This is a genomic window from Anaerocolumna sp. AGMB13020, from assembly GCF_033100115.1.
GTDB lineage: Bacteria > Bacillota > Clostridia > Lachnospirales > Lachnospiraceae > Anaerocolumna.
In genome coordinates, this window is record NZ_CP136910.1 from 4,886,794 (window position 1) to 4,910,688 (window position 23,895).

A 23,895-nucleotide genomic window follows, 5' to 3' on the forward strand; every position below is an offset into this window, starting at 1 on the left:
AAGAAAGCAAGCAAAAGCGTAATAAATTAATTAGAAGAAAGCAAGCAAAAGCGTAGGAAATAGTCTGAATTAATCAGACTACGGTTAGGAAAAGTAATATAAGCAGTCAGACGAAAGTATATGAAAGTAATCTGAGTCCATCAGATAAAGTACAAAGAAGATTTTTAAGCAGTCAGACGAAAGCAGAACAAAAATAAATAAAGTGATTTTAAGTACGGGAAAGAAAGGATATATCTGATATGGAAAACACAGATATTAAGATAGAGGAAGATGCTGGAGCTTTGAAACTGGACCTTATAATTCCAGTATATAAACCGGATGTAAAGTTTAAACATCTCATTGAACGTCTAAAGAAACAAAAGGACAAGCCTGACAGAATTATTCTGTTGCAGACGGTGGAAGAGGAAAATGACAGAGACAGCAGAAGCACTCAGCCGGGGCAGGAATATATCACCTATGCTATGGAACTGGAGGATAATAATTTTCACATTGAATTCATAGAAGTCGGCAAAAAGGATTTCGATCACGGAGCCACCAGAGCCTATGGAGCCTCTTTATCAAAAGCTGATTTGCTGATGTTCATGACACAGGATGCTGTTCCATGTGATACCCACCTAATCAGCAATATGAAAGCAGCCTTTTCAGACTCTAAGATAGCAGCGGCTTATGCCAGACAACTTCCGAGAGAAGATGCAGGGATAATAGAAAGTTATACGAGAAAGTTTAATTATCCGGAAGAAAGTTCTACCAAAAGCCTTTTAGATCTGCCCGAGCTTGGTATTAAGACCTATTTCTGTTCTAATGTCTGTGCTGCATACCGAAGAGAAGTCTATGAAGGACTTGGAGGTTTTGTGAAGAAAACTATTTTTAATGAAGATATGATAATGGCGGCTGGAATTATTAAAGCCGGATACTCCATAGCTTATACATCGGAGGCTAAGGTATATCATTCACATGGCTATACCTGTAAGGAACAGTTCAAAAGAAACTTTGATCTTGCAGTTTCACAAGCTGATTTTCCAGAAGTGTTTTCCGGAATTAAATCTGAGAGTGAAGGAAAGAAAATGGTATTTAAGACCTCTGCTCATTTAATAAAGAGCGGCAGGTTTTATCTGCTGCCCAGTCTGATTGCAGAGAGCGGCTATAAATATATGGGATATCTGGCGGGGAAGAACTATAAAAAGCTCCCCCTTTCCCTGATTAAGAAAATCAGTATGAACCCCAGTTATTTTAACTGTAAATAAAGGGTTTTAATGTTAGGTAAGAAATATTTATAACATTCTGTCTTAAGCTTCTGCTACGACACAAATGGATGTTAAATGATTTTGTACGCGTGGAGAACACGCAGATGGGAGCTGGGCATGGACAGAGTTCATATCATTATGGCGGCATATAACGGAGAGGAATATATCAAGGAACAGATTATGTCGATTAGAGAGAGTACGCACAAAGACTGGGTACTTTGGATTTTCGATGACGGTTCCAGGGATAATACTCCGGAAATAGTAAAAAGTCAGATGGAAGAAGAGCCTGAGCGTATTCATTATATTGTAAATACCTCCAATAAAGGAGTAACTCTTAATTTTTTAGAAGGTGTAAGGTATGCAGCAGAGTGCAAAGAGCAGTCCATAGAGGGGGCAGAATCTATCAATCAATATTTTATGTTCAGTGATCAGGATGATGTTTGGATGCCGGATAAGATTGAAAAATCACTAAAGGCAATGAAAAGGTTTGAGAAGAAATATTCCTGCAAGCTTCCTCTGGTGATATTTACAGATGCCATTATTGCTGATGAACACCTGGGTGCAATTTCTCCCTCTTTTCATAAGAGCAATCATTTAAATACCGCAAAGCTTGGTTTTGGAAATATCTTAATGGAAAATAAGCTGATTGGCTGTACTATGATGTTTAATACTGCACTTGTAAAAAAACTTACAGTGTTACCTGTTCATGCCAGATATCATGATTGGTGGATTGGAATTCTTGGTGCTGCTTTCGGGCATATCGTCTATCTGCCTCATCCGACAATCTATTATAGACAGCATGGAAGAAATGTAGTGGGAAATCAAGATTTTAAAGGATATGTGAAGAAAAGGATGACAACGCTTAAAGAGCAAAAAAAAGCAATTGCTTCCAATGTGGCACAGGCGCAGGAGTTCTATGAACTATACAAAGAATCCTTGTGTGAAGATAAAAAAATGAAAGTTTATGCAATGGCAGAGTTGTTGAAAAGAAATTGGGCAGTAAGAAGGCTCCTTTGTTTCCGGTATGGTTTTTTAAAAACCGGTTTCATCAGGAATGCTGCATTAATGCTGATATTATAGATTCTGTAAAACGTAAGGTCTTGGTTTAACAGTTTTTGTCAAGCTTGTTTTTGCGTAGAATTCCGTTTTTCAGGTTTTCTTTATTGACATTTGATTTTCATATTGTTACAATGTAGACAATTTATATACAGTATGCTGCTGTATCAAGTTACTGCTGTAAAGCGGTTTGGATATTATGCCGTCTATGACGGCGGATTGCGAGGCAAATATGAAGAAGATGGTATTGTCAATACTGGTGGATAATACAGCAGGAGTACTAAGTCGTGTCTCCGGTTTATTCAGCAGAAGAGGTTATAATATAGACAGCCTGACAGTAGGCGTGACCCAGGATCCTTTGTATTCCCGAATGACAGTTGTAGTAAATGGAGATGACCAGATTCTGGAGCAGATAGGAAAGCAGCTCTTAAAGCTTGAGGATGTAAGAGAAGTAAGAGAACTTTTGCCGGAGGAATCCGTATGCAGAGAATTAATCCTTGTAAAGGTTCTTGCATCTATCGAAGAGAGACAGGCTGTAATAGCAGTAGCTGATATCTTTCGTGCCAAAATAGTAGATGTCGCTATGGAATCCCTTATGATCGAGCTTACGGGAAATCAAGCCAAGATAGATGCCTTTATTAAATTATTGGAAGGCTTTACAATTAAAGAAATGGTTCGCACCGGTATCACGGGATTAGCCAGAGGTTCGGGAGATATAGCTGACTATCTGGATGACTAGTATTATTCCAAAGTGTTGTTGCACTTATGTGTGTTACACTTTTTCAATAATAATATATTTTCATTAGGAGGATAAAAAGATATGGCAAAGATTTTTTACCAGGAAGATTGCAACTTATCGTTACTTGAAGGCAAGACAGTAGCTATTATCGGTTACGGAAGTCAGGGACATGCTCATGCACTAAATGCAAAGGAATCCGGTGTTCATGTCATTGTGGGTCTCTATGAGGGTAGTAAATCCTGGAAGAAAGCGGAAGCAGCGGGATTTGAAGTATATACAGCAGCAGAAGCAGCGAAAAAAGCCGACATAATCATGATTCTTATCAATGATGAGAAACAGGCAAAGCTTTACAAGGAATCTGTTGAACCTAACCTGGAGGCTGGAAATGTACTTATGTTTGCTCATGGTTTTTCAATACATTTCGGACAGATAGTACCTCCTTCTGATGTTGATGTTATTATGATAGCACCAAAAGGACCGGGACATACAGTAAGAAGCCAGTATCAGGAAGGCCAGGGAGTTCCTTGTCTTATAGCGGTAGCTCAGGATGCAACAGGTAAGGCTCATGATATGGGACTTGCATATGCCCTTGCAATCGGCGGAGCCAGAGCAGGTGTTCTTCAGACCACTTTCAGAGAAGAGACGGAAACAGACCTTTTCGGTGAGCAGGCAGTGCTTTGTGGTGGTGTTACTCAGCTTATGAAGACTGGTTTTGAAGTGTTAGTAGAAGCAGGTTATGAACCGGAAAGTGCCTACTTTGAATGTATACATGAAATGAAGCTGATTGTTGATTTGATTAATGAAAGCGGTTTTGCCGGAATGAGATACTCTATTTCCAATACTGCAGAGTACGGCGATTATATCACTGGGCCAAAGATCATTACAGAAGACACCAAAAACGCCATGAGACAGGTATTAAAAGATATTCAGGAAGGTGTTTTTGCAAGAAACTGGCTCCTTGAAAACCAGATCGGATGTACGAATTTCCTTGCTATGAGAAGAAGAGAATCAGAGCATCAGTTAGAGAAGGTAGGGTCAGAACTTCGTAAGATGATGAGCTGGACCAATAAGGATAAGTTAATCAACAACTAATTACCAGTAAGACAAACGTGCCGGAGTTATTTTCCGGCGCGTTTTTTATGTGATAGAAAAAAGGAAGCTGTTAGAGAGTTGAAGTCTTAAAAAAATGAATCGGCTAGAGTAGTTGAAGCCTGTCAAACGGCAGGCATATGAAGCACTTTTGAGTAAGATTGTATAGAACCGCATTTAGAAAGGTTACTGAGTGATGAAATATGATTATTCCCAGACCATAGATTTTTTATTGGACTGGTATCAATTAAATGCCAGGATACTTCCCTGGAGAGAGAACCCGAAACCTTATTATGTATGGATATCGGAAATTATGCTTCAGCAGACCAGAGTTGAAGCAGTTAAAGCATATTTTGAAAGATTTATTCATGCGCTTCCTGATATTACTGCTCTTGCAGAGATTTCAGAGGAGAAGCTGCTTAAGCTTTGGGAGGGGCTCGGTTATTACAATCGCGCCAGAAATCTGCAAAAGACCGCTAAGATATTAACCTCTGATTATGGAGGTGAATTACCAGGAGATTATCATGAATTATTGAGATTACCGGGAATCGGGAGTTATACTGCCGGTGCAATCTCCTCTATTGCCTTTCAGTTACCGGAGCCTGCTGTTGACGGTAATGTACTCAGAGTAATGATGAGGGTAGCAGGAAGCTTTGATGATATTACTGAGACTAAGGTGAAGAATCGGCTGGAAAATGATTTACGTGAAATAATGCCAAAGAACAGACCGGGAGATTTTAATCAGGCTATTATGGAGCTGGGAGCTACAGTATGTATACCCATTGGAAAACCTTTGTGCGATAAATGTCCATTGATGCATCTGTGTAATGCCTTTAAGAATCATACAGAAGACAGAATTCCGGTGAAAAAAGATAAAAAACCGAGACAGATCACAGAAAGAACTATTTTTCTTATTGAGCAGGGCAATAAATATGCACTGTTTAAAAGGCCTGGAAAAGGCTTACTGGCTGGTTTGTATGAACTGCCAGGAACAGAAGGCAAATTATCACCTGATGGAGTGTGTGAGTATCTGGAGGGGGAAGGCTATCTGGTGGAAGAACTTGTCCCATTGGGAGACAGTAAACATATTTTCTCCCATGTGGAATGGCATATGACCGGCTATAGAATAAGACTGAAGGAATTCGCAGCAGAAAAAAGTATTTATGAAGCTGCCAGTGAAAATGACAAACCTCAGGCCGTTTGGGCATCACCTTTGGAAATAAAAGAAATATATTCTTTGCCTTCGGCTTTTGATTACTATAAAAAGTTTATACCTGGAATTGAAACATGAATTACTGTAAACCCATAAAGAAAAGACAGGTGAATAAATAGAAGAGATTCGCATACCTTCATGAATTTTTTCTCGGATGGGTTCATAATCACATATAAGTGGCGGCAACTTGTGCCTGGTTGAATGGAAACCTTATCTAAACGCTTTACGCGAGTTCGGTATCATTCAGCTTCAGGTAGAGCTGCCGCCACTTTAGCAGATTTAAAACCCAGAAGGTAAGCTAATCCCATCGAACTCAAAACTATTCTTTAGGTACTGACTGCCTTTGTTACCTGCATAGGACAATAATTCTGTAGGGGGTTGTCATAGCAGGTATACTTCTTGTAGAGGGACCATAGAGAACAATAAGATAATGATTTGACGGACGCTGATAAAAAAGCTGCCCGTTTTCCAGAACCACAGTTGTATCTGAGCTAATATTAAGCTTAAGCATTCCGTCACTGCTTAATAGATTCCTGTCGAAATAATCCACCTTAATGTTGGTATCCTCAAGGTTGACAGCTACGAAAAGAGCACGAAATCTTGGAGGGTAAATTAAGGGAACCGGTGCTTTTGCATCATAAAAACCAGTAATAAAGTCACCTTCAACCGCAGTTGTATTATCAATGAAATAGGTTGTGGGTGTTATTAGGAAGGTAATAATGTTTTTATCCAAATCCTCGATGGTAAACAGTTTATTGCAGCCTAAGCTATCCCTTGAATCCAGAAGAATGTCCTCAATTGCAATAATTGTTCCGGAGTAAAAATTATACTGAGTCATAGGGGGTTCTTTCTTTCGATATTTGTATTAGTATATGCAGCCTGGGTACTGTCTGACTCTATTGTACTCCAATTCTAATTTTCTGATGTCTTATAAAAGTCAATAAAATGCTTCAAAGAATCAGGCAGGTAGGAATCCTTCCGGTAGGCAAAACCTACGGACCTTTTTTTGAGGGGAGGATTTAGAGGCAGATTGATCAATTCTCCTTTTACTAATTCCTCCTGAATGAATTCTCTGATGACACAGGAAATGCCCAGCCCAATCTTTGCAAATTCGATCAACAGATCCATATTGCTTACTTCTAAAAGCTGATTTGTTTTTATATTATTACGGGAGAAGTAATCTTCAACATAGAGGCGGGTTATATTTTTCTCGTCCAAAAGCATAACATTGGCATTTTTAAGTATGTCCAATGTAGAAACGGAGGGTTCCTGAAGTTGCAGGCTTAAGTTATTTAAATAAATTTTTGTACCTACAAAAATGTCCTCTATCTGTTTTATTTCATAAAAATCCATGTCTTTTAGACTGTCAGGTTTGCCGATTAATCCAATATCTATTTTACCTGAGCGAAGAAGATCGATGGTTTTATAGGTGGACTGGCATTCTATGGTTATTTTAATATGAGGATACTCAATTACAAACTGTTTCAGATAAGGGAGCAGGATATATTTGCAAAGAGTGGTGCTTACCCCAATCCTTATGTGCCCCATGCCAAGACCCTGAATACGGGAGAGGGTTAACTCTGCCTGTTTTAGAGTGTCAAAAGCGGATTTTGTATATTCATAGAGTACACTGCCTTCACCGGTAAGTTTTACCCCTCTTGAAGAACGGATAAAAAGAGTCATATTCAGACTTTCCTCCAAGGTCTGTATGGCTTTGCTGACAGCGGGCTGGCTGATATAGAGTTCTTTTGCGGAGCGGGATATATTTCCGGTACCTGCCACAGAATTAAATATTCGATATAAGGTTAGATTGGTGTCCATTTTGCTGCCTCCTTACGTATTATTATATTTGGTGGTGCGTAATGGTACTTCTATAACGGTCTGATTGTTTTGGTGTATTGTGGATTTTCCATATCAATTATTTATATAACTAAAAGTTATAGTAAGTATTCGTATTATGTATTTCAATTATAACAAAACTTATGTTAAAATACCATTAATTCATTTGAGTGTGTATAAAATTAATATTGAATTTTCAGGAAAGAGGTAGTTATGGATTGCAACATAGCGGTTATTCCGGGAGACGGCATAGGGCCGGAAATAGTCAGAGAAGCCAGAAAGGTTCTTATTAAGATTGGAAAGACCTATGGTCATAAATTTAATTTCACAGAACTCTTAATGGGAGGAGCCTCTATCGATGTACACGGTGTACCCTTAACAGATGAGGCATTGGAAACTGCCCGGAACAGTGACGCAGTATTGCTTGGGGCTGTAGGCGGTAATGTAGGAGTATCCAACTGGTACAGCCTGCCGCCGGAACTAAGGCCGGAGGCTGGATTGTTAAAGATACGAAAGGGTTTGAAACTGTATGCCAATTTAAGGCCGGCTTTGTTGTTTGACGATTTGAAAGAGGCCTGTCCGCTAAAGGAAAGTATCATTGGAGATGGGTTTGACCTGATTGTGGTAAGGGAATTAACCGGCGGACTTTATTTCGGTGAGAGGAAGACCGTGGTGGAAGAGGGATTAAGAAAGGCCTATGATACCCTGACCTATGATGAAGAGGAAATAAGGCGTATAGCTCTATGGGGATTTGAAACAGCCAGAAAGCGAAGAAAAAAGCTTTGCAGTGTAGATAAGGCAAATGTCATTGATTCCTCCAGACTCTGGAGACAGGTCGTAAAAGAAGTCAGCAAAGCTTATCCGGACGTAGAACTAAGTGATATGCTGGTTGATAATTGCGCCATGCAGTTAGTGAAGGATCCGGGACAATTTGACGTTATTCTTACAGAGAACATGTTTGGGGATATCTTGTCAGACGAAGCCAGCATGGTGACCGGCTCCATCGGAATGCTTCCCTCTGCAAGCCTTGGCAGGACCAAGCTTGGATTGTATGAGCCCAGTCATGGCTCTGCGCCGGATATTGCAGGACAGAACAAAGCCAATCCCGTTGCAACCATTCTGTCTGCCGCAATGCTCCTAAGATATTCCTTTGATTTGGAAGAAGAAGCGAAGAAAATAGAAGAAGCGGTACAAAAAGTCTTAAAAGACGGTTATCGAACTGTTGACATTATGTCTGACGGAAACATCCTGGTGGGAACGGATAAAATGGGTGACTTGATTGCAGAAGAAATCAGATAGTTAGTATGAAAAACATCAGGTAATGAGAGACTTGTATACCAGGCATAAAATAGACTAATTTTAAGTGGAAAGAATGAGGTTCAACTCTTATAGTACAGAAACAAAACCGGGTTGGATTACTCAGCAGGATTTGATACCTGTATAACAGATGAAAGGAGTAATAAAAATGGGAATGACTATGACCCAGAAGATTCTGGCTGCCCATGCAGGATTAGAGAAAGTGGAGGCAGGGCAATTAATAGAGGCGAATCTTGACATGGTATTGGGAAATGACATTACAGCCCCGGTAGCTATTCAGGAAATGGAAAGAATAAATAAAAAGCAAGTATTTCATAAGGACAAGATAGCATTGGTTCCGGATCATTTCACACCCAATAAGGATATTAAGTCCGCTCAGAATTGTAAATGTCTGAGAGAATTTGCATTAGAACATGATATTACCAATTATTTTGAAATCGGTGAAATGGGAATAGAACATGCACTCCTGCCAGAAAAGGGATTGGTCGTTGCAGGGGAAGCTGTAATCGGAGCGGACTCTCATACCTGTACCTACGGTGCTCTCGGAGCTTTTTCCACCGGCGTGGGAAGCACTGATATGGCCGCTGGTATGGCAACGGGTAAAGCTTGGTTTAAAGTACCGGCAGCCATAAAGTTTCAACTGACAGGATGTCCCCCAAAATGGGTAAGCGGAAAAGATATAATACTTCATATCATAGGATTAATCGGAGTAGACGGTGCCCTTTATAAATCAATGGAATTTACAGGAGAGGGTATTCAGAATCTTACCATGGATGATCGATTTACCATGGCAAATATGGCTATCGAAGCAGGAGCCAAAAACGGCATATTTCCTGTGGATGAACAGACCATCAGCTATATAAAGGAGCATTCGGTAAAAGAATTCAAAGTATATGAGGCTGATGCCGATGCGGAGTATGAGAAGACCTATCACATAAATTTGTCTGATATACGTCCTACGGTTGCGTTTCCTCATTTGCCTGAGAATACCAGAACCATTGATGAAGTAGGAGAAATTGAGATTCACCAGGTTATTATCGGTTCCTGTACCAATGGAAGAATTGATGATCTAAGGGCTGCCGCCAAAGTACTTAAAGACAGGAAAGTAAAAAAAGGTATGAGGCTGATCGTATTCCCGGCAACCCAGGCTATTTATCTTCAGGCAATGGAAGAAGGGTTATTGTCTATCTTTATCAAGGCGGGAGCAGCAGTCAGCACTCCTACCTGCGGACCTTGTCTTGGCGGACATATGGGAATTCTTGCCCAGGGAGAACGTGCGGTAGCAACTACGAATCGTAATTTTGTCGGCAGAATGGGGCATGTGGAATCAGAAATTTATCTTGCCAGTCCGGCAGTTGCAGCTGCCAGTGCCGTTACCGGTAAAATTTCAGGGCCGGAAGAATTGGGGTTATAGTTATTCAGATAGTAAACAGACAGGTAAATTAAGGTTACCCGGAAAAGGAGTAGGAAATGAAAGCACATGGTACTGTTCATAAATACGGTGATAATGTTGATACAGACGTAATCATACCTGCCAGATATTTAAATTCTACCAGCCCGGCAGAACTGGCGCAAAAATGTATGGAAGATATCGACCCGGATTTCGTAAAAAGGGTAGAAAAAGGAGATATAATAATAGCTAATAAGAATTTCGGCTGCGGTTCCTCCAGAGAACATGCATCCATTGCCATAAAAGCTTCAGGTATCAGCTGCGTAATCGCTGAAAGCTTTGCCAGAATTTTTTATCGTAACGCTATAAACATAGGGCTTCCTATTATAGAATGTAAAGAAGCGGCAGATGAAATCGAAGCTGGTGATGAAGTGGAAATTGATTTCGACAGCGGTATGATCTACGATCGTACCAAGAAGACAGAGTATAAAGGCCAGCCCTTTCCTGAATTTATGCAGAAAATCATTAAGGCTGAAGGGTTGATAAATTATATCAATATGTAGTTTTGCTTAATATCTTAAGAAGTGAAGCTTGATCAAGAAGCATCTTGTTCCCCCTCTTGGATTGGGGTTCTGAAAACTTGCTTTCCTGCTCTGGTTGTTCTATTTTTGGGTATTCTGCGTTGGGATTAAATGAAGGAAGTATTTTTGTGTAACCCAAAGCGCATACTATCTCTCAAAAAGGAGTATCCAGATTAGGAAAAGAGTATTCAGACACACCGCATAAGGGAAATGAAACAGGAGGCTTCTTGTTTTTTGTTTGAGGTCATGCAAAATTACTGCTGAGCATATCGTATCCGGCTGTTTATGTTATTTAATAATTAAATACTTCATTATATATTGACATAAAGCTCTATAAAGGTTATGTTAGAGTAGAAAGAAATAATATCATTCAGGAGGTCGTACATGAGTAAGCTTAAAAGCTCATTAGCCATAACCGGTGAAAAAGGCGTGGATATTAATAAAGGAATGATTGGTCTCTTTTTTGAGGATATCAATTATGGAGCAGATGGGGGATTATATGCAGAGCTGCTGGAAAACCCCAATTTTGAATTTCTGGACAGCCGAGGCGATAAGGATGCCTACTATCAGAAATTTGATGGATTATATGGCTGGAAAGCATATCCTGAAGGTACAGCTGTCCTTTCGATCACGGAAGAAAGTCCCATCAGCAAAACAAATCCCCACTATCTTACCGTAACCACTAACGGTGAGAAGCAGGGCTTTACCAATAGAGCATTTGATGGTGTTACCTTAAAAAAAGGTGTAGAGTATATCCTGACTTTTTATGCCAGAGGAAAGGCGTACCAAGGAAATATTGAGGCACAGATCAAGGGACAGGGAAAAGTTTATGCCTCAGCCTTAACAACTGGAGGGGTACAGGGAGAATGGACGCAGTATTCCCTTACTTTAATGTCTGAGGAGGATGTAAGGAATGGTGAGTTTATTGTGTGCCTGACAGAAGCTGGTAAGGCAGAGTTCGATTTCTTTTCTCTTATGCCCTCAGATGCCGTTCTTGGTTTATTCAGAGCAGATCTGGTGCAATTTTTAAAGGATATTACCCCTGGTTTCCTTCGCTTTCCCGGAGGGTGTATTGTGGAAGGAAACGAACTGTCTAACCGTTATCAGTGGAAAGAAAGTGTTGGTCCGCGTATCCACAGAAGAAATAACTGGAATCGTTGGGCGGTTCATGAGAATAACCAAGAAAATGATTTTACAAGTATTTATTCCCACTATAACCAGACGCTTGGACTTGGATATTATGAATATTTTCTTCTCAGTGAATACTTAGGTGCAAAAGCGATTCCCATACAGAATGTAGGACTTGCCTGCCAATATCAGTCAACTCAGAAAGTAGCTTCTGATTCGGATGAATTTAATGAGTTCATACAGGATGCCCTTGATTTAATTGAATTTGCCAATGGTGATGCAGACACGAAATGGGGAAACTTAAGAGCTGAAATGGGACATAAAGAGCCGTTTAACCTGGAATATCTGGGAATTGGAAATGAACAGTGGGAAACCAGTGAAGTAGATTATTTCCACCGTTATGAGTGTTTTGAGAAAGAAATTCACAAATATTATCCGGACATTAAATTAGTAAGCTCCGCAGGCCCTAATGTAAATACGGACACATATAATGCAGCCTGGAAATGGGTTAGAGAGAAAGCAGAAGAGAACAGCAATTTCACAGCAGTGATAGACGAGCATTATTATATGCCTCCGAAATGGTTCTTAGAAAATGATGATTTCTACGATGAATATCCAAGAACTGTCAAGGTATTTGCCGGTGAATACGCAGCTCACCTTGGGAATGGAATGAACAGACCGGAAGTCAGTACAATGGAAGCAGCACTGGCTGAGGCTGCTTTTATGACAGGTCTTGAACGCAACGGAGATGTAGTTTCCCTGGCTGCCTATGCTCCTCTTTTTGCAAGAATCAACTACACTCAATGGTCTCCGGATCTAATCTGGTTCGATGATCAGAAAGCTTACGGTACACCAAGCTATTATGTGCAGAAGCTCTATGGAAATCATATGGGAAACAGGACTCTTAAATTTGAAAAAGGCGGTGACTGGGAGGCTTTATATGCAACGGTCTGCTATGATGATGAAACCGGTGAACATATTATTAAGCTTGTTAATACCGGTTCGGAAGCCAGAGAGACGGAAGTTGCTCTCCAGGCCGTAAATTCGGCAAAGCAGGAGGCGTCAGCGGTTATATTATCCGCTGCTGCTCTCAGTGACAGAAATACAATCGAAGAGCCGGATAAAGTGGTACCTGTTTCAGTTGTCTTGCCAGTAGATAATGGTACAGTCAGACTGGACTTAAAACCTTATTCTTTAACCGTAATACGCTTATAAAGTTAATGTGAAAGCTTGTGTGCTTCTTTTCATTCAAGAAAAGAAGCAACAGGCTTTTTTTACGAGGAAAAAGCCTTCTGATAAAGGGGACTGCGATAGGTCTGTATTTTGCATAATAGGAATCAAACTTGTCATACAATAATAAAGGTGGTAAAATAATACTATAAAGTTAGGTTATTTTAACATACCTGATAATATTGCAAACCGGTAGTTTACTTCTGGCTGGAAGAAAATAGAGTGGGAAAGGATGCCATACGCATTATACAGTGGTAAGAGGCAGATCATAATGAGAGACTATATTATAGTAACAGACGGAACGTCAGATTTAGCACAGGGGATGATTGATGAGCTTGGGATTGTATCTATTCCTATGAGCTTTGAGATTGATGGAAAAGCATTTGTTCATTATCCGGATGGAAGGGAATTAGCACCGAAGGAATTTTATGATAAATTAAAGCAGGGGAGCAAATCGGTTACCTCATTAATTAATACGGAGACTTTTTTATCTGTGTTTGAACCGATTATCAGAGAAGGGAAGGATATATTATATGTGGCATTTTCCTCTGCCTTAAGCGGAACTTATAATTCCTCCCTGATAGCAAAAGAAGAATTGGAAGAGAAATATCCAAAAGCTGTCATTAAATGCTTTGATTCCAGATGTGCATCCGCCGGAGAAGGTCTCTGTGTCTATACAGCAGCAAAACGGAAAGAGGCTGGAATGGAGCTGGAGGAACTCTATACCTGGCTTGATAAAAATATTCTTTCCTTATGCCATTGGTTTACGGTGGATGATCTGTTTCATCTGAAAAGAGGGGGAAGAGTAAGTGCTCTGAGTGCCGGTATAGGTACAGCCTTAAATATCAAACCGGTTCTTCACGTAGATGATGAGGGACGTTTGATTCCCATGGAGAAAATAAGAGGCAGAAAAAAATCAATCAATTCCCTGTTCGAACATCTGGAGAATACTATTACCAATCCCCAAGAGCAGGTTATTTTTATCGGACATGGAGATGCTATCGATGAAGCGGAATATTTAAGCGGTCTTATCAGGGAGAAATATCAGGTAAAGGATATCGTTATCAACAATATCGGCCCGGTTGTCGGAAGTCATTCAGGTCCAGGCACTATTGCATTATTCTTTTTTGGAACAAAAAGATAAAAAGGAACAACACATAGGATGAAGGCATAATTTTCACCCTTGTCATGTATGATGTATTTCCCATTGGGAATGCTACTGTATTGTCTGGAACATTTAATTGAACCGGCATCACACAAGAAGACAGGAGGTTACTTATGAAACTAACATTTATCGGAGCAGCTCATGAGGTTACCGGCAGCTGTTATTTACTAGAAGCTTGCGGAAAGAATATATTAATTGATTTTGGTCTGGAACAGGGCAGAGATTTTTTTGTAAACCAACCAATACCTGTTTCCTCCAGAGAAATCCATGAGGTACTTCTGACTCATGCACATATGGACCATGCCGGCCGGCTTCCCTTATTATATAAGGACGGTTTTCAGGGACATATCCATTCTACAGGAGCCACAAAAGAATTATGTGAGATTATGCTCTTAGACAGTGCACATATACAGATGTTTGAAGCGGAATGGAAGAATAGAAAGGGTGTCAGAAAAGGCGAAAAACCCATTGAGCCTATTTATACAACTGAGGATGCAAGAAAGACCATAGATTCTTTTGTAGCGCATCCTTATGAGGAAAAAACCAGACTCTTTGAAGGAATCGAATTTCGGTTTGTTGACAGCGGTCATCTTTTAGGCTCTGCGAGTATAGAAATATGGATTACGGAAAAAGGGATAACAAAGAAACTCGTATTTTCCGGAGACATTGGAAATATTAATCAGCCTCTTATTAACGATCCTGTTTATATCAAAGAGGCTGATTATGTGGTAATGGAATCTACTTATGGTACAAGAGACCATGGAGCGGCACCTGATTATGTAAAAGAACTCACAGATATCCTGCAGACTACCTTTGACAGAGGGGGGAATGTGGTAATACCGGCTTTTGCAGTGGGACGTACACAGGTATTGCTGTATTTTATCAGGCAGATAAAAATGGAGAACCTTCTAAAAGGACACAGGGATTTTAAGGTTTACGTGGATAGCCCGTTGGCAAATGAAGCAACGGAGATTTTTACGGAGAATGTTCTGGGCTACTATGATCCTCAGGCTATGGAGTTGGTTGAGAAAGGGATAAATCCCATTACGTTTCCCGGACTAATAACAGCTGTTACGGCAGACGATTCCAAAGCAATCAATTTTGATAAGGACGTAAAAGTAATTATCTCTGCCAGCGGTATGTGTGATGCAGGCAGGATCAGACACCATCTAAAGCACAATCTTTGGCGGCCTGAGAGTACGGTGTTATTTGTAGGACACCAGTCCGAGGGAAGCCTTGGCAGGATTATCATAGATGGAGCCAGTGAAGTGAAGCTTTTTGGTGAACATATTAAAGTAAATGCAGAAATAAGGCGGCTTAACGGCACCAGTGGACATGCGGATAAGACAGGTCTCTTAAAATGGATCAATTCCTTTGAAAGAAAACCGGACAGAGTCTTTATTACCCACGGTGAAGCTGAAAGCTGCGAGGCATTTGCCTCAATTCTGCAGAAAGAATATGGAATGGAAAGTACAGCACCTTACAGCGGAGACTCCTTTGATCTGTTAAGCGGTACATGGCTTGAGAAGAAGGAAGGAATCAGAATTACACCCAGAACTGAGAAAGGTAGTACGGAAACCTCCAAAGCATATGCTCGTCTTTTGGATACAGCCAACAGGTTAATGGCTGTTGTGCGACAAAGCGAGAAACGTTCTTCCAAGGAGCTTTCTAAATTGACGGATACACTGAATTCACTGCTTGATAAATGGAGATAAAATAAGAAAGAGCGGTTCAATTTGAACCGCTCTTTTTGTGTCCTTAGTAGCTTTTGTTTAGTGCTGTTACAGTTCCAAAATAAGCTCTTCATATATCTGTTGTATGGCTTCTTCCGAAATGGTGGTATCCAGGAAGATTTCCACAGCGCGTTTTGCCTGTGCTATCAGCATTTCAAGGCCGTTGACTGCCGGAATGGAAAGCTTGCTGGCCTGTGCCAATAATTTGGTTTCCAAAGGATTGTAGATAATATCGATTACACCCTCCAAGCTTTTGTAGGGTGTTAGATCCAAGGGTGCGACATCTGTAACAGGATACATTCCTACAGGGCTGGTGTTGATGATAAAAGAGGCATCCCCATGCTTAAGAGCGGCCTCCTCATAAGAGATGCAGTTGACCCCTTCCCGGTGTTTCACAAGCATTATTTCTGAGGCTTTCAGAGAATGAAGTACGGCCAGGATTGCTTTGGCAGCACCGCCATTACCAAGCACCAGAACCTTTTTATCCTTCACTGAAAAATTATGAAAAAGAAGCGTATAAAGAAAGCCGTAAAAATCAGTGTTATAACCGTAGAGTTTTCCCTCTCTGTTTACGATAGTATTAACGGCGCCGATTTTTTCTGCATGTGCATCTATTTCATGTAAATAGGGAATTACATCCGTCTTATAAGGAATGGTGACATTAATACCTGTAAAATCCTTAGCTGTCATAAAATCATGAAACTCTTCTTTTGCAACAGGTCTTATTTCGTAGCAGTACTCTTTTCTGTCATGAAAGGTTACCAGCTTCTCATGTATGGGTTTGGAATAGCTATGGCCCAGTTTTTCTCCGATTAATCCGTATTTCATATGAACTCCCGTCTGTGTGTCTTCATACACCTATAGAATAGTCGCTACTTGCGCATTAACGCTGTATTTTATGTAAATCAGGACAGCTATCAAGTTAATCATAAGAATAATATATAAAAATCTATTTTGCAAGATAAAATATACGGTCATAAATTTTCCAAGGATACATATATTGTTTTAAGGAGGAGGACGAGTACCTGAAAGTCTATAGTATTTTCTTACAGGGAAATAGAATGTATGAATAAAAAAGAAGAGCTGTTAAAAATCTTTTCCATAAAGCTTCGGAACATTTTGGCAAAAGCTGATTTAGAATATGAGCTGCTTCAGGAAATCAGGCTTCGTGTAAATGCTCCGCTTTTGGTGGTGTATGGTAATACGGAATATTTCCTGAATGAGCAGTCGGAATTGTCACTATCAGGGGAGAACAGTTACATACTTACCAGAAATGAACTGAAGGAGACCATGGAATATATCAGTAACTACTCACTCTATGCTTTTGAAGAGGAATTAAAGCAGGGTTTCATAACCATAACCGGAGGGCATAGAGTCGGAATTGCAGGGAAAGCAGTCCTGGAGGAAAATCGAATTAAAAGCATCAAGCATATATCATTTATTAATATCCGCCTTTCCCACCAGATAAAGGGCTGTGGCGAGAAGGTAATTCCCCTACTTATGGAAGAGGGCAACTGCTGCCATACCCTGATAATATCACCTCCTTGCTGTGGTAAGACTACCTTGCTAAGAGATATCATACGATTAATTTCAGATGGTTTCGAGGGAAGAGAGGGACTGACAGTAGGAGTGGTAGACGAAAGGTCTGAAATAGGAGCCTGTTATATGGGAGTGCCTCAGAACGACCTTGGAATCCGCACCGATGTACTTGATTGCTGTCCCAAAGCAAAGGGGATGCTTATGCTCATAAGAGCCATGTCGCCCAGAGTAATAGCAGTGGATGAAGTCGGTTCCGCTGAAGATATTGAAGCGATTGAATATGTTATAAACTGCGGCTGTAAACTGATTGCAACGGTTCATGGTAATTCTATGGAGGATATTAAGAATAAACCTTTACTGAAAAAACTTATTGAGAACAAATTATTTGAACGGTACATACTTCTCAGCAATAAAGGCAGTGTGGGACATCTGGAAGAGATCTATGACAAAAATGGCAGACCGATTTATACCTGCGATTTACTGACAAAGTAAGAAGGGAGAATATGAGTGAGAAACATTCACTCCCCTTGATTATACGCGTGCAGAAAGCACGCAGCTGGGAGCCATGAGTGAAAGAAAAGCATTTTCACTCCCCTTGATTATACGCGTGCAGAAAGCACGCAGCTGGGAGCCATGAGTGAAAGAAAAGCATTTTCACTCCCCTTGATTTTACGCATGCTAAAGCATGCAGATGGGAGCCAACAATGATTATAACCTTTATTAAGATTCTTGGCTGTGTTCTGATTCTTTCTTCTTCAACAGGAATGGGATTGTATTTCAGCAGTGAGTTAAAGGGAAGAATCCAGGATTTGAAGGAATTAAGAAGAATCGTAACCCTGCTCCGCGGTGACATAAGGTATGCTAATTCACCGCTGCCGGAAGCAGTACAAGCTCTGTCGGTCCGGCATGACGGCAGATACAAGAAATTTCTTACCATGGCGGCGGAAAGACTGAGTGAATATGGCGGTGTTTCCTTTTGTGAAATATGGAAAGAGGCGGTAGCTAAGGGGCTTGAGAATACCTCTCTTAGTAAAAAGGATCTGCAGAATTTATCCGGCTTCGGCGAAAACCTGGGATATCTTGATAAAGAAATGCAGCTGAATACCATTGATCTTTATCTGTCTCAGATTGAAGAGGAGATTAAAGAACTCTCAAAAGGTGTTAAGGAAAAAACCTATATGTATAACACGCTTGGTATTCTGGGAGGGATTTTTATTACGATCATTATGCTTTAATTCTTGAATAATCAACTACGTATTTATGGATAGAGGAGATGAAAAACAAAAAGTTTCCGAGGATGTTTTTCAAATTTCTGAAATATACGTGTGCCACGACACACAGATGGGAGTTAACATGGACATCAACCTGATATTTAAAATCGCTGCGGTAGGTATTCTGGTTTCAGTCTTAAATCAGATACTAAAGCAATCGGGAAGGGATGAACAGGCTTTTCTAACCACACTGGCAGGACTTATCCTGGTTTTGTTCTGGATTGTGCCTTATATCTCTGACTTATTTAAGACCATTCAGAATCTGTTCACATTATAAGAAAGGGAGAATGGGATGTTACAGATAGCCTTAGTTGGGATCAGTGTAGTATTGCTGGCAATTATCTTTAAGAATTATAAGTCCGAGTATTCGGTTTATATTAGTCTGGCTGGTTGTATACTGATATTCTATCTGGGAGTAAGCAGGCTGGAGCTTATTATAAGCACGATAAAGAAGATTCAAAGTTACATTAATCTGAATGATTCTTATTTGGGGATACTAATTAAAATTATTGGTATTACATACATATGTGAGTTTACTTCTGACCTTTGCAAAGATTTTGGACATACTGCCGTGGCAAATCAGATAGAGCTTGTGGGTAAACTAACCATACTGGCAACGGGAATGCCAATTTTACTGGCATTGCTTGATACCATCAATAAATTTCTTACCTCCTGAAGTTACTATGAGGTGCCCCGGTGAGGAGGGCTTATGATGAAACGTAAGAGAGAGGGATTTGTAATAAAAGTACTTGTATCGATAGCTTTTATAATGATGTTACTGCAATTTCCAGCGGTGGTAACTGCGGCAGAAAAAGATGAGACCTCAGGACTGAATCAGAAGGATATTGATTATACACAAATACAGTCAGTAATCGACCAGGCATTATCGGAAGATAATAACTTTGATTTTATGGAGTATGTTACGGATTTGATTTCCGGGAAAAGGACCTTTTCCATTACAGGGATACTGGATGACCTGAAAGAGGTAGTATCAGGGGAGGTCAAATCAAATCTGAGTACCTTTACGGGATTAATATCCATAGCGGTCTTAGCAGCGGTGTTTACGAATTTTTCATATGCCTTTCAGAATATGCAGGTTGCAGAAACCGGATTTTATGTGGCATATCTGTTGTTGTTTTCTGTGTTGACCGGTTCCTTTATTACAGCGTCTACCATGGCTGCACAAACCATTTCTTCCCTGCTGGACTTTATGAAAGCGATGGTTCCGGCGTATTTTATGGCAGTTGCCTTCAGTACCGGAGCAGGTACTTCCATGGTATATTATCAGACAACTTTAGTATTGATAACTTTTGTTAATGTTTTATTGGTAAAGATAATTATTCCCCTGATTAACATATATCTGGTAGTCACAATGGCTAACAACCTATCCAAGGAAGACATGCTGTCAAAATTTACAGAACTACTGGAAACCATAATAAACTGGGGGTTAAAAACACTCTTAGGAGTCGTAATAGGATTTAATACGGTACAAGGGCTCATAACGCCCGTGTCGGATAAAATGAAGAAATCCATGGTATTAAAAGCGGCGGAATCCATACCCGGAGTAGGTGATATATTCAGTGGTGCGGCAGAAAGTGTTATCGGAGCCGGTATCCTTTTAAAGAATGCCATCGGAGTGGCGGGAGTTGTGGTCATCGTATCTCTTTGTGCAGTTCCGGTTATAAAACTGGCTGTTATGACTTTGATATATAAGGTTAGCAGTGCTGCGGTCCAGCCAATCTCGGACAAGCGTATGCTTAAATGTATCTCTGCTTCGGCGGATGCTTGTCTGCTGCTGTTACAGACAGTGTTAGTAGGAGCAATCCTTTTTGTAATAACAATTACCATCGTTGCAGCTACCACTACATAGTTTCATAGAAACTTATCAAAATACGGCCGGAAAGGTGGAAAGGAGGTAAGTGTGGATTATATATATTCCTGGATTAAGGATATTGTCATATTTATGGTTCTGATCAGTGTGATTACCAATCTTATGGGGAAGAGTTCCTACAAAAAATATATTAACCTCATCTCCGGTATTATCCTGGTAATCCTCGTGATAACACCTTTACTTAAGATTTTTCAGTTGGATAATACCCTTGACTATTATTTTACGACCAACTCTTTAACTGCTCAAGCCGGAGAGGTACAGGATATCAATGAGAAATTCGGAGAAATTGAGAGCAGCAGACAGGAGGAAATTCTTACGCAGGTTAAGGCAAAGATAACAGATAAAATAAATGAACTGTTAGACAAAGAAGATGTGGAAACAGAAAGTATTGAGATCATACTGGAGGAGGATGCGGCTTCGAGCAGTTACGGCAGCCTGAAAGGCCTTAATGTAAAGGGGGTGTATAAGTCAGCAGTTAATAAAGCCAAGGATAAGGAGACAATTAAGATTGACCGTGTGGAGATAAACGAGATTGATTTAAAAAAAGACAATTCATCAACAGAGGCTGTTATGGATTTTATAAGTCCTGTTGAAATCAAAGCAAAAAAAGTTCTGTCAGACTTCTATAATTTAGATGCTGATAATATAAATATTAGTATACGGGAGTAGTGACTCACAGCTTATCTCCCTTTATACTAAGGCTGCTTTTAACACAGTAACAGAGCAGTGAGATTATGATAAGGTACCAGTAAACATGCACCCAGATGGGAGCCACCCCTAATAAAGCACTTCCGCAAAAAACAGCTTGCGGTATGCCGGGAGCCGGAGTATGGAAAAAGAAAAGAAAAAAATCACATTGAAGGAAATAGGACCTGCAAGGCTTGTAATGTTACTGATGGCAGGAATATTTCTGGTGTTATTATCAATCCCTAACCTACCTTCTTTTGATAAAAGTACAAAAAAGACTACAGAAAACAGCGGGACTGCCGTTGTTAATACGGTAACGGCTGGCACCAAAGATGAAACGAAACTTTATGTGACGGATCTGGAAGAGCGCCTAAAGAATGTGTTGATGAAGGTTGAAGGAATCGGCGCAGTGGAAGTGATGATTACGCTAAAGGGCTCCAAAGAAGAAATTATCTTAAAGGACGAAGCAAATACCAATGAAAGCGTGAATGAAGCAGACGGGGAGGGCGGAAGCAGGAATAGTACTAAAACAGAACAAAATGATACCACCATTATGGTGGAAGGCAGTGATGGAGTAGCAAGACCTTATATACTAAAGGAAATTGAGCCTGAACTGGAGGGGATACTTATCATTGCCCAGGGAGGCGGCAGCGCAGTAATTCAAAGTGAAATAATCGAAGCTGTACAGGTATTATTTGGCGTTCCGTCACATAAAGTTAAAGTAATGAAAATGAATTCATAAAGATTCTTCAAGGAGGTTAGCATGAAAAATTTATTCAGGAAAAATAATATCATAATTGCAGCACTGGCAATCATGATAATAATTGCAGGGTATCTGAATTTCAGCAGTAACAATGATGATTCCTTTAATCTAAGTGATACCAATGATTATGACTCAACAGAAGCAACTATGGGAGACGACATATCCGACAGCGATTTCCTTTCGCTGGATGATCAGGGAAACCTATTATCCGATTCAGCACTTGATTTATCAGATGAAGACACTCAGACAGCCGATGATGCAACAGTGGATGAAGCAAAAGCAGAGGATACTGCTAAAGCTGATGATGCGACTGCCGAAGATTCAAAAGAGACAGCTGACAGTAAAGAGAACGCCAAAGCTTCTGACACTGCTAAAGCAGACAGTAATACAGAAGAGACCGCTGATGCAAAAGGTGACAAGGAAGAAACAAGCACTCCCGGAGAAGCAGTTCTTGTAAGTACGATTACTTCCTCTGACTTCTTCTCTGCCACTAAAATAAAGAGAGAGAACACCAGATCCGAGAATTATGAAACCTGTATGGATATTATCAAAGCTGAAAATTTATCAGAGGAAAATAAGCAGGTTGCTGTAAATGAATTAATGGAAATCGAAAGAATCAGAGACATTGAAACAGCTTCAGAGATTATGCTGGAAGCAAAAGGTTTCAGTGATACCTTGGTATACATGCAGGATAAGAGAGTTGATGTTGTTGTAAATGCCGAGAAAATAACAGAGCAGGATCTGGCACAGATTATGGACGTTGTAAAATCCCAGACTAAGATGAAAGCAAGCCAGATTTTTGTTAATCCGGCAATTGCAAATGAATAATAGAAAGGGCATTGTGACTACATAATAGAAAGGGCTGTTTATCTGAAAAGATGAGCAGCTTTTTTCATTTCATTTAACTTGCTGAATGAAGTTTTTGGTAAGGGCAATAATAATGGAAAGGTAAAAAGATGCATAAAAGGATTTGCAAATAGGCATATTTTTGGTATAATAGCTTATAAGGATAGTTTGTATAAGAGGCTTATGCCTTAGACTTAGGAGGTAATAAAGTTGGTAAAAGAAGAAAATAGAAACACTTATCAAATAAATGCTGATAGTAATGTCGGTGAAGTTCAGATAGCAGATGAAGTAGTTGCCACGATAGCTGCACTTGCTGCAACCGAAGTTGAAGGAGTTGCTTTTATGAGTGGGAATACCACAAGGGAACTGGTAAGTAAACTGGGCATGAAAGGTTATTCCAAGGGAGTAAAGATCGATGTCAGTGCAGATTCTGTAGCAGTTGATCTGTCCCTGGCATTAAATTACGGATATAGCATACCTCAGACATCCAGACAGGTACAGGAGAAAGTAAAGTCCGCCATTGAGAACATGACAGGCTTATCCGTATCAGAAGTGAATGTAAGAATATCCGACGTTAATATCGATAAGAATAAATAAGACAAAATAATAGTATGAATCCTATGCAGCCCTTAGATATATCCTATTTAAGGGTTGTTTATGCGTTAATGTGCAGTGAAGAAAGGTTGGTTACAGATGAATAGAAGAGAAATAAGGGAGCATTTGTTCCGAATGCTGTTCCGTAAGGATTTCCACCAGGAAAATGAAATGATGGAACAGATAGAATTGTATTTTGAATCCTTAGAAGAGCCTAAGGAGGAAGATCTGATATATTTAAAAGAGCGTTTCGGAAAAATACTTCTCAAACTGCCTGAAATAGATATATTACTGAGTGAAATCTCCAGCGGATGGAAGATAAGCCGTATGGGTAAGGTGGATCTTACGATATTAAGACTTGCAGTGTTTGAAATAAAGTTTGATGATGATGTACCAACCAAGGTTGCCATTAATGAAGCAGTAGAGATTGCCAAACTCTTTGGCGGAGACTCCTCAGGAGCCTTTGTAAACGGAGTGCTGGCTAAGTTGGCCAAAGAACTCTAAAGCAGATCCCTGGATAGCTAAAGGTGTATCTGTTTTCTGAAAACAAATAGCATAGCTATTTGGTATTCAGGAAGTA

24 protein-coding genes are annotated in these 23,895 nt (G+C 40.0%); 21 read left to right on the forward strand and 3 right to left on the reverse strand.

Annotated features, from left to right (window positions below):
- The first annotated feature begins 239 nt into the window (after window positions 1-239).
- From R2R35_RS20580 to mutY, 5 genes are all read left to right on the forward strand, one after another.
- On the forward strand, window positions 240-1,244 hold the full coding sequence (locus R2R35_RS20580; RefSeq protein ID WP_317731717.1) for a glycosyltransferase: 1,005 nt from the start codon (window positions 240-242) through the stop codon (window positions 1,242-1,244).
- 117 nt (window positions 1,245-1,361) lie between these two features.
- Window positions 1,362-2,324: a glycosyltransferase family 2 protein gene (locus R2R35_RS20585; RefSeq protein WP_317731719.1), complete on the forward strand. Its 963-nt coding sequence runs from the start codon at window positions 1,362-1,364 to the stop codon at window positions 2,322-2,324.
- A gap of 208 nt (window positions 2,325-2,532) precedes the next feature.
- The gene (ilvN, locus tag R2R35_RS20590) at window positions 2,533-3,039 is read left to right on the forward strand and encodes an acetolactate synthase small subunit (RefSeq protein WP_033167799.1); all 507 of its coding nucleotides are present in this window, start codon (window positions 2,533-2,535) and stop codon (window positions 3,037-3,039) included.
- Window positions 3,040-3,120: 81 nt separating this feature from the next.
- On the forward strand, window positions 3,121-4,131 hold the full coding sequence (gene ilvC, locus R2R35_RS20595) for a ketol-acid reductoisomerase (protein WP_317731720.1): 1,011 nt from the start codon (window positions 3,121-3,123) through the stop codon (window positions 4,129-4,131).
- Between the two features lie 193 nt (window positions 4,132-4,324).
- Window positions 4,325-5,419 (forward strand): A/G-specific adenine glycosylase, encoded by a 1,095-nt coding sequence (gene mutY / locus R2R35_RS20600; RefSeq protein WP_317734825.1) that lies wholly within the window; start codon window positions 4,325-4,327, stop codon window positions 5,417-5,419.
- A 268-nt stretch (window positions 5,420-5,687) separates the two neighbouring features.
- On the opposite strand, the gene R2R35_RS20605 is transcribed toward mutY, so the two are convergent.
- Window positions 5,688-6,179: a hypothetical protein gene (locus R2R35_RS20605; RefSeq protein ID WP_317731721.1), complete on the reverse strand. Its 492-nt coding sequence runs from the start codon at window positions 6,177-6,179 to the stop codon at window positions 5,688-5,690.
- A gap of 74 nt (window positions 6,180-6,253) precedes the next feature.
- Window positions 6,254-7,162 carry a LysR family transcriptional regulator gene (locus tag R2R35_RS20610; RefSeq protein WP_317731723.1) on the reverse strand — a complete coding sequence of 303 codons (909 nt, stop codon included), beginning with the start codon at window positions 7,160-7,162 and terminating at the stop codon, window positions 6,254-6,256.
- A gap of 231 nt (window positions 7,163-7,393) precedes the next feature.
- Here R2R35_RS20610 and leuB point away from each other — a divergent pair, with 231 nt between their 5' ends.
- The 6 genes from leuB to R2R35_RS20640 all read left to right on the forward strand — a co-directional run bounded on the left by leuB (window position 7,394) and on the right by R2R35_RS20640 (window position 15,706).
- Complete coding sequence (gene leuB, locus R2R35_RS20615; RefSeq protein WP_317731724.1) at window positions 7,394-8,479, forward strand: 3-isopropylmalate dehydrogenase; 1,086 nt, start codon at window positions 7,394-7,396, stop codon at window positions 8,477-8,479.
- A 166-nt stretch (window positions 8,480-8,645) separates the two neighbouring features.
- Window positions 8,646-9,911, forward strand: a complete 1,266-nt coding sequence (gene leuC / locus R2R35_RS20620) for a 3-isopropylmalate dehydratase large subunit (RefSeq protein WP_317731726.1) — start codon at window positions 8,646-8,648, stop codon at window positions 9,909-9,911.
- A gap of 56 nt (window positions 9,912-9,967) precedes the next feature.
- Window positions 9,968-10,450 carry a 3-isopropylmalate dehydratase small subunit gene (leuD, locus tag R2R35_RS20625; protein WP_317731727.1) on the forward strand — a complete coding sequence of 161 codons (483 nt, stop codon included), beginning with the start codon at window positions 9,968-9,970 and terminating at the stop codon, window positions 10,448-10,450.
- Window positions 10,451-10,852: 402 nt separating this feature from the next.
- Window positions 10,853-12,811 (forward strand): alpha-L-arabinofuranosidase C-terminal domain-containing protein, encoded by a 1,959-nt coding sequence (locus tag R2R35_RS20630; protein ID WP_317731728.1) that lies wholly within the window; start codon window positions 10,853-10,855, stop codon window positions 12,809-12,811.
- Window positions 12,812-13,097: 286 nt separating this feature from the next.
- Complete coding sequence (locus R2R35_RS20635) at window positions 13,098-13,970, forward strand: DegV family protein (protein ID WP_317731729.1); 873 nt, start codon at window positions 13,098-13,100, stop codon at window positions 13,968-13,970.
- A 134-nt stretch (window positions 13,971-14,104) separates the two neighbouring features.
- Complete coding sequence (locus tag R2R35_RS20640) at window positions 14,105-15,706, forward strand: MBL fold metallo-hydrolase (protein ID WP_317731731.1); 1,602 nt, start codon at window positions 14,105-14,107, stop codon at window positions 15,704-15,706.
- 66 nt (window positions 15,707-15,772) lie between these two features.
- On the opposite strand, the gene R2R35_RS20645 is transcribed toward R2R35_RS20640, so the two are convergent.
- The gene (locus R2R35_RS20645; RefSeq protein WP_317731732.1) at window positions 15,773-16,552 is read right to left on the reverse strand and encodes a shikimate dehydrogenase family protein; all 780 of its coding nucleotides are present in this window, start codon (window positions 16,550-16,552) and stop codon (window positions 15,773-15,775) included.
- Window positions 16,553-16,789: 237 nt separating this feature from the next.
- Here R2R35_RS20645 and spoIIIAA point away from each other — a divergent pair, with 237 nt between their 5' ends.
- The 10 genes from spoIIIAA (at window position 16,790) to nusB (ending at window position 23,819) form a co-directional block, all read left to right on the forward strand.
- The gene (gene spoIIIAA / locus R2R35_RS20650) at window positions 16,790-17,755 is read left to right on the forward strand and encodes a stage III sporulation protein AA (RefSeq protein WP_317731733.1); all 966 of its coding nucleotides are present in this window, start codon (window positions 16,790-16,792) and stop codon (window positions 17,753-17,755) included.
- Window positions 17,756-17,967: 212 nt separating this feature from the next.
- Window positions 17,968-18,498 (forward strand): stage III sporulation protein AB, encoded by a 531-nt coding sequence (locus R2R35_RS20655; RefSeq protein ID WP_317731735.1) that lies wholly within the window; start codon window positions 17,968-17,970, stop codon window positions 18,496-18,498.
- Between the two features lie 118 nt (window positions 18,499-18,616).
- Window positions 18,617-18,811 carry a stage III sporulation protein AC gene (spoIIIAC, locus tag R2R35_RS20660; protein WP_033167787.1) on the forward strand — a complete coding sequence of 65 codons (195 nt, stop codon included), beginning with the start codon at window positions 18,617-18,619 and terminating at the stop codon, window positions 18,809-18,811.
- Window positions 18,812-18,826: 15 nt separating this feature from the next.
- The gene (locus tag R2R35_RS20665) at window positions 18,827-19,210 is read left to right on the forward strand and encodes a SpoIIIAC/SpoIIIAD family protein (RefSeq protein ID WP_033167786.1); all 384 of its coding nucleotides are present in this window, start codon (window positions 18,827-18,829) and stop codon (window positions 19,208-19,210) included.
- Window positions 19,211-19,243: 33 nt separating this feature from the next.
- Entirely contained in the window at window positions 19,244-20,404 is a 1,161-nt protein-coding gene (locus R2R35_RS20670; RefSeq protein ID WP_317731738.1) for a stage III sporulation protein AE, read from the forward strand.
- A gap of 51 nt (window positions 20,405-20,455) precedes the next feature.
- Complete coding sequence (locus tag R2R35_RS20675) at window positions 20,456-21,094, forward strand: stage III sporulation protein AF (RefSeq protein ID WP_317731740.1); 639 nt, start codon at window positions 20,456-20,458, stop codon at window positions 21,092-21,094.
- Window positions 21,095-21,254: 160 nt separating this feature from the next.
- The gene (locus tag R2R35_RS20680) at window positions 21,255-21,854 is read left to right on the forward strand and encodes a hypothetical protein (protein WP_317731741.1); all 600 of its coding nucleotides are present in this window, start codon (window positions 21,255-21,257) and stop codon (window positions 21,852-21,854) included.
- Window positions 21,855-21,875: 21 nt separating this feature from the next.
- Window positions 21,876-22,703, forward strand: a complete 828-nt coding sequence (locus tag R2R35_RS20685; RefSeq protein ID WP_317731743.1) for a SpoIIIAH-like family protein — start codon at window positions 21,876-21,878, stop codon at window positions 22,701-22,703.
- A gap of 228 nt (window positions 22,704-22,931) precedes the next feature.
- Window positions 22,932-23,318 carry an Asp23/Gls24 family envelope stress response protein gene (locus R2R35_RS20690; RefSeq protein ID WP_317731744.1) on the forward strand — a complete coding sequence of 129 codons (387 nt, stop codon included), beginning with the start codon at window positions 22,932-22,934 and terminating at the stop codon, window positions 23,316-23,318.
- A gap of 96 nt (window positions 23,319-23,414) precedes the next feature.
- Window positions 23,415-23,819 (forward strand): transcription antitermination factor NusB, encoded by a 405-nt coding sequence (gene nusB, locus R2R35_RS20695; protein WP_317731746.1) that lies wholly within the window; start codon window positions 23,415-23,417, stop codon window positions 23,817-23,819.
- Window positions 23,820-23,895 lie beyond the last annotated feature (76 nt).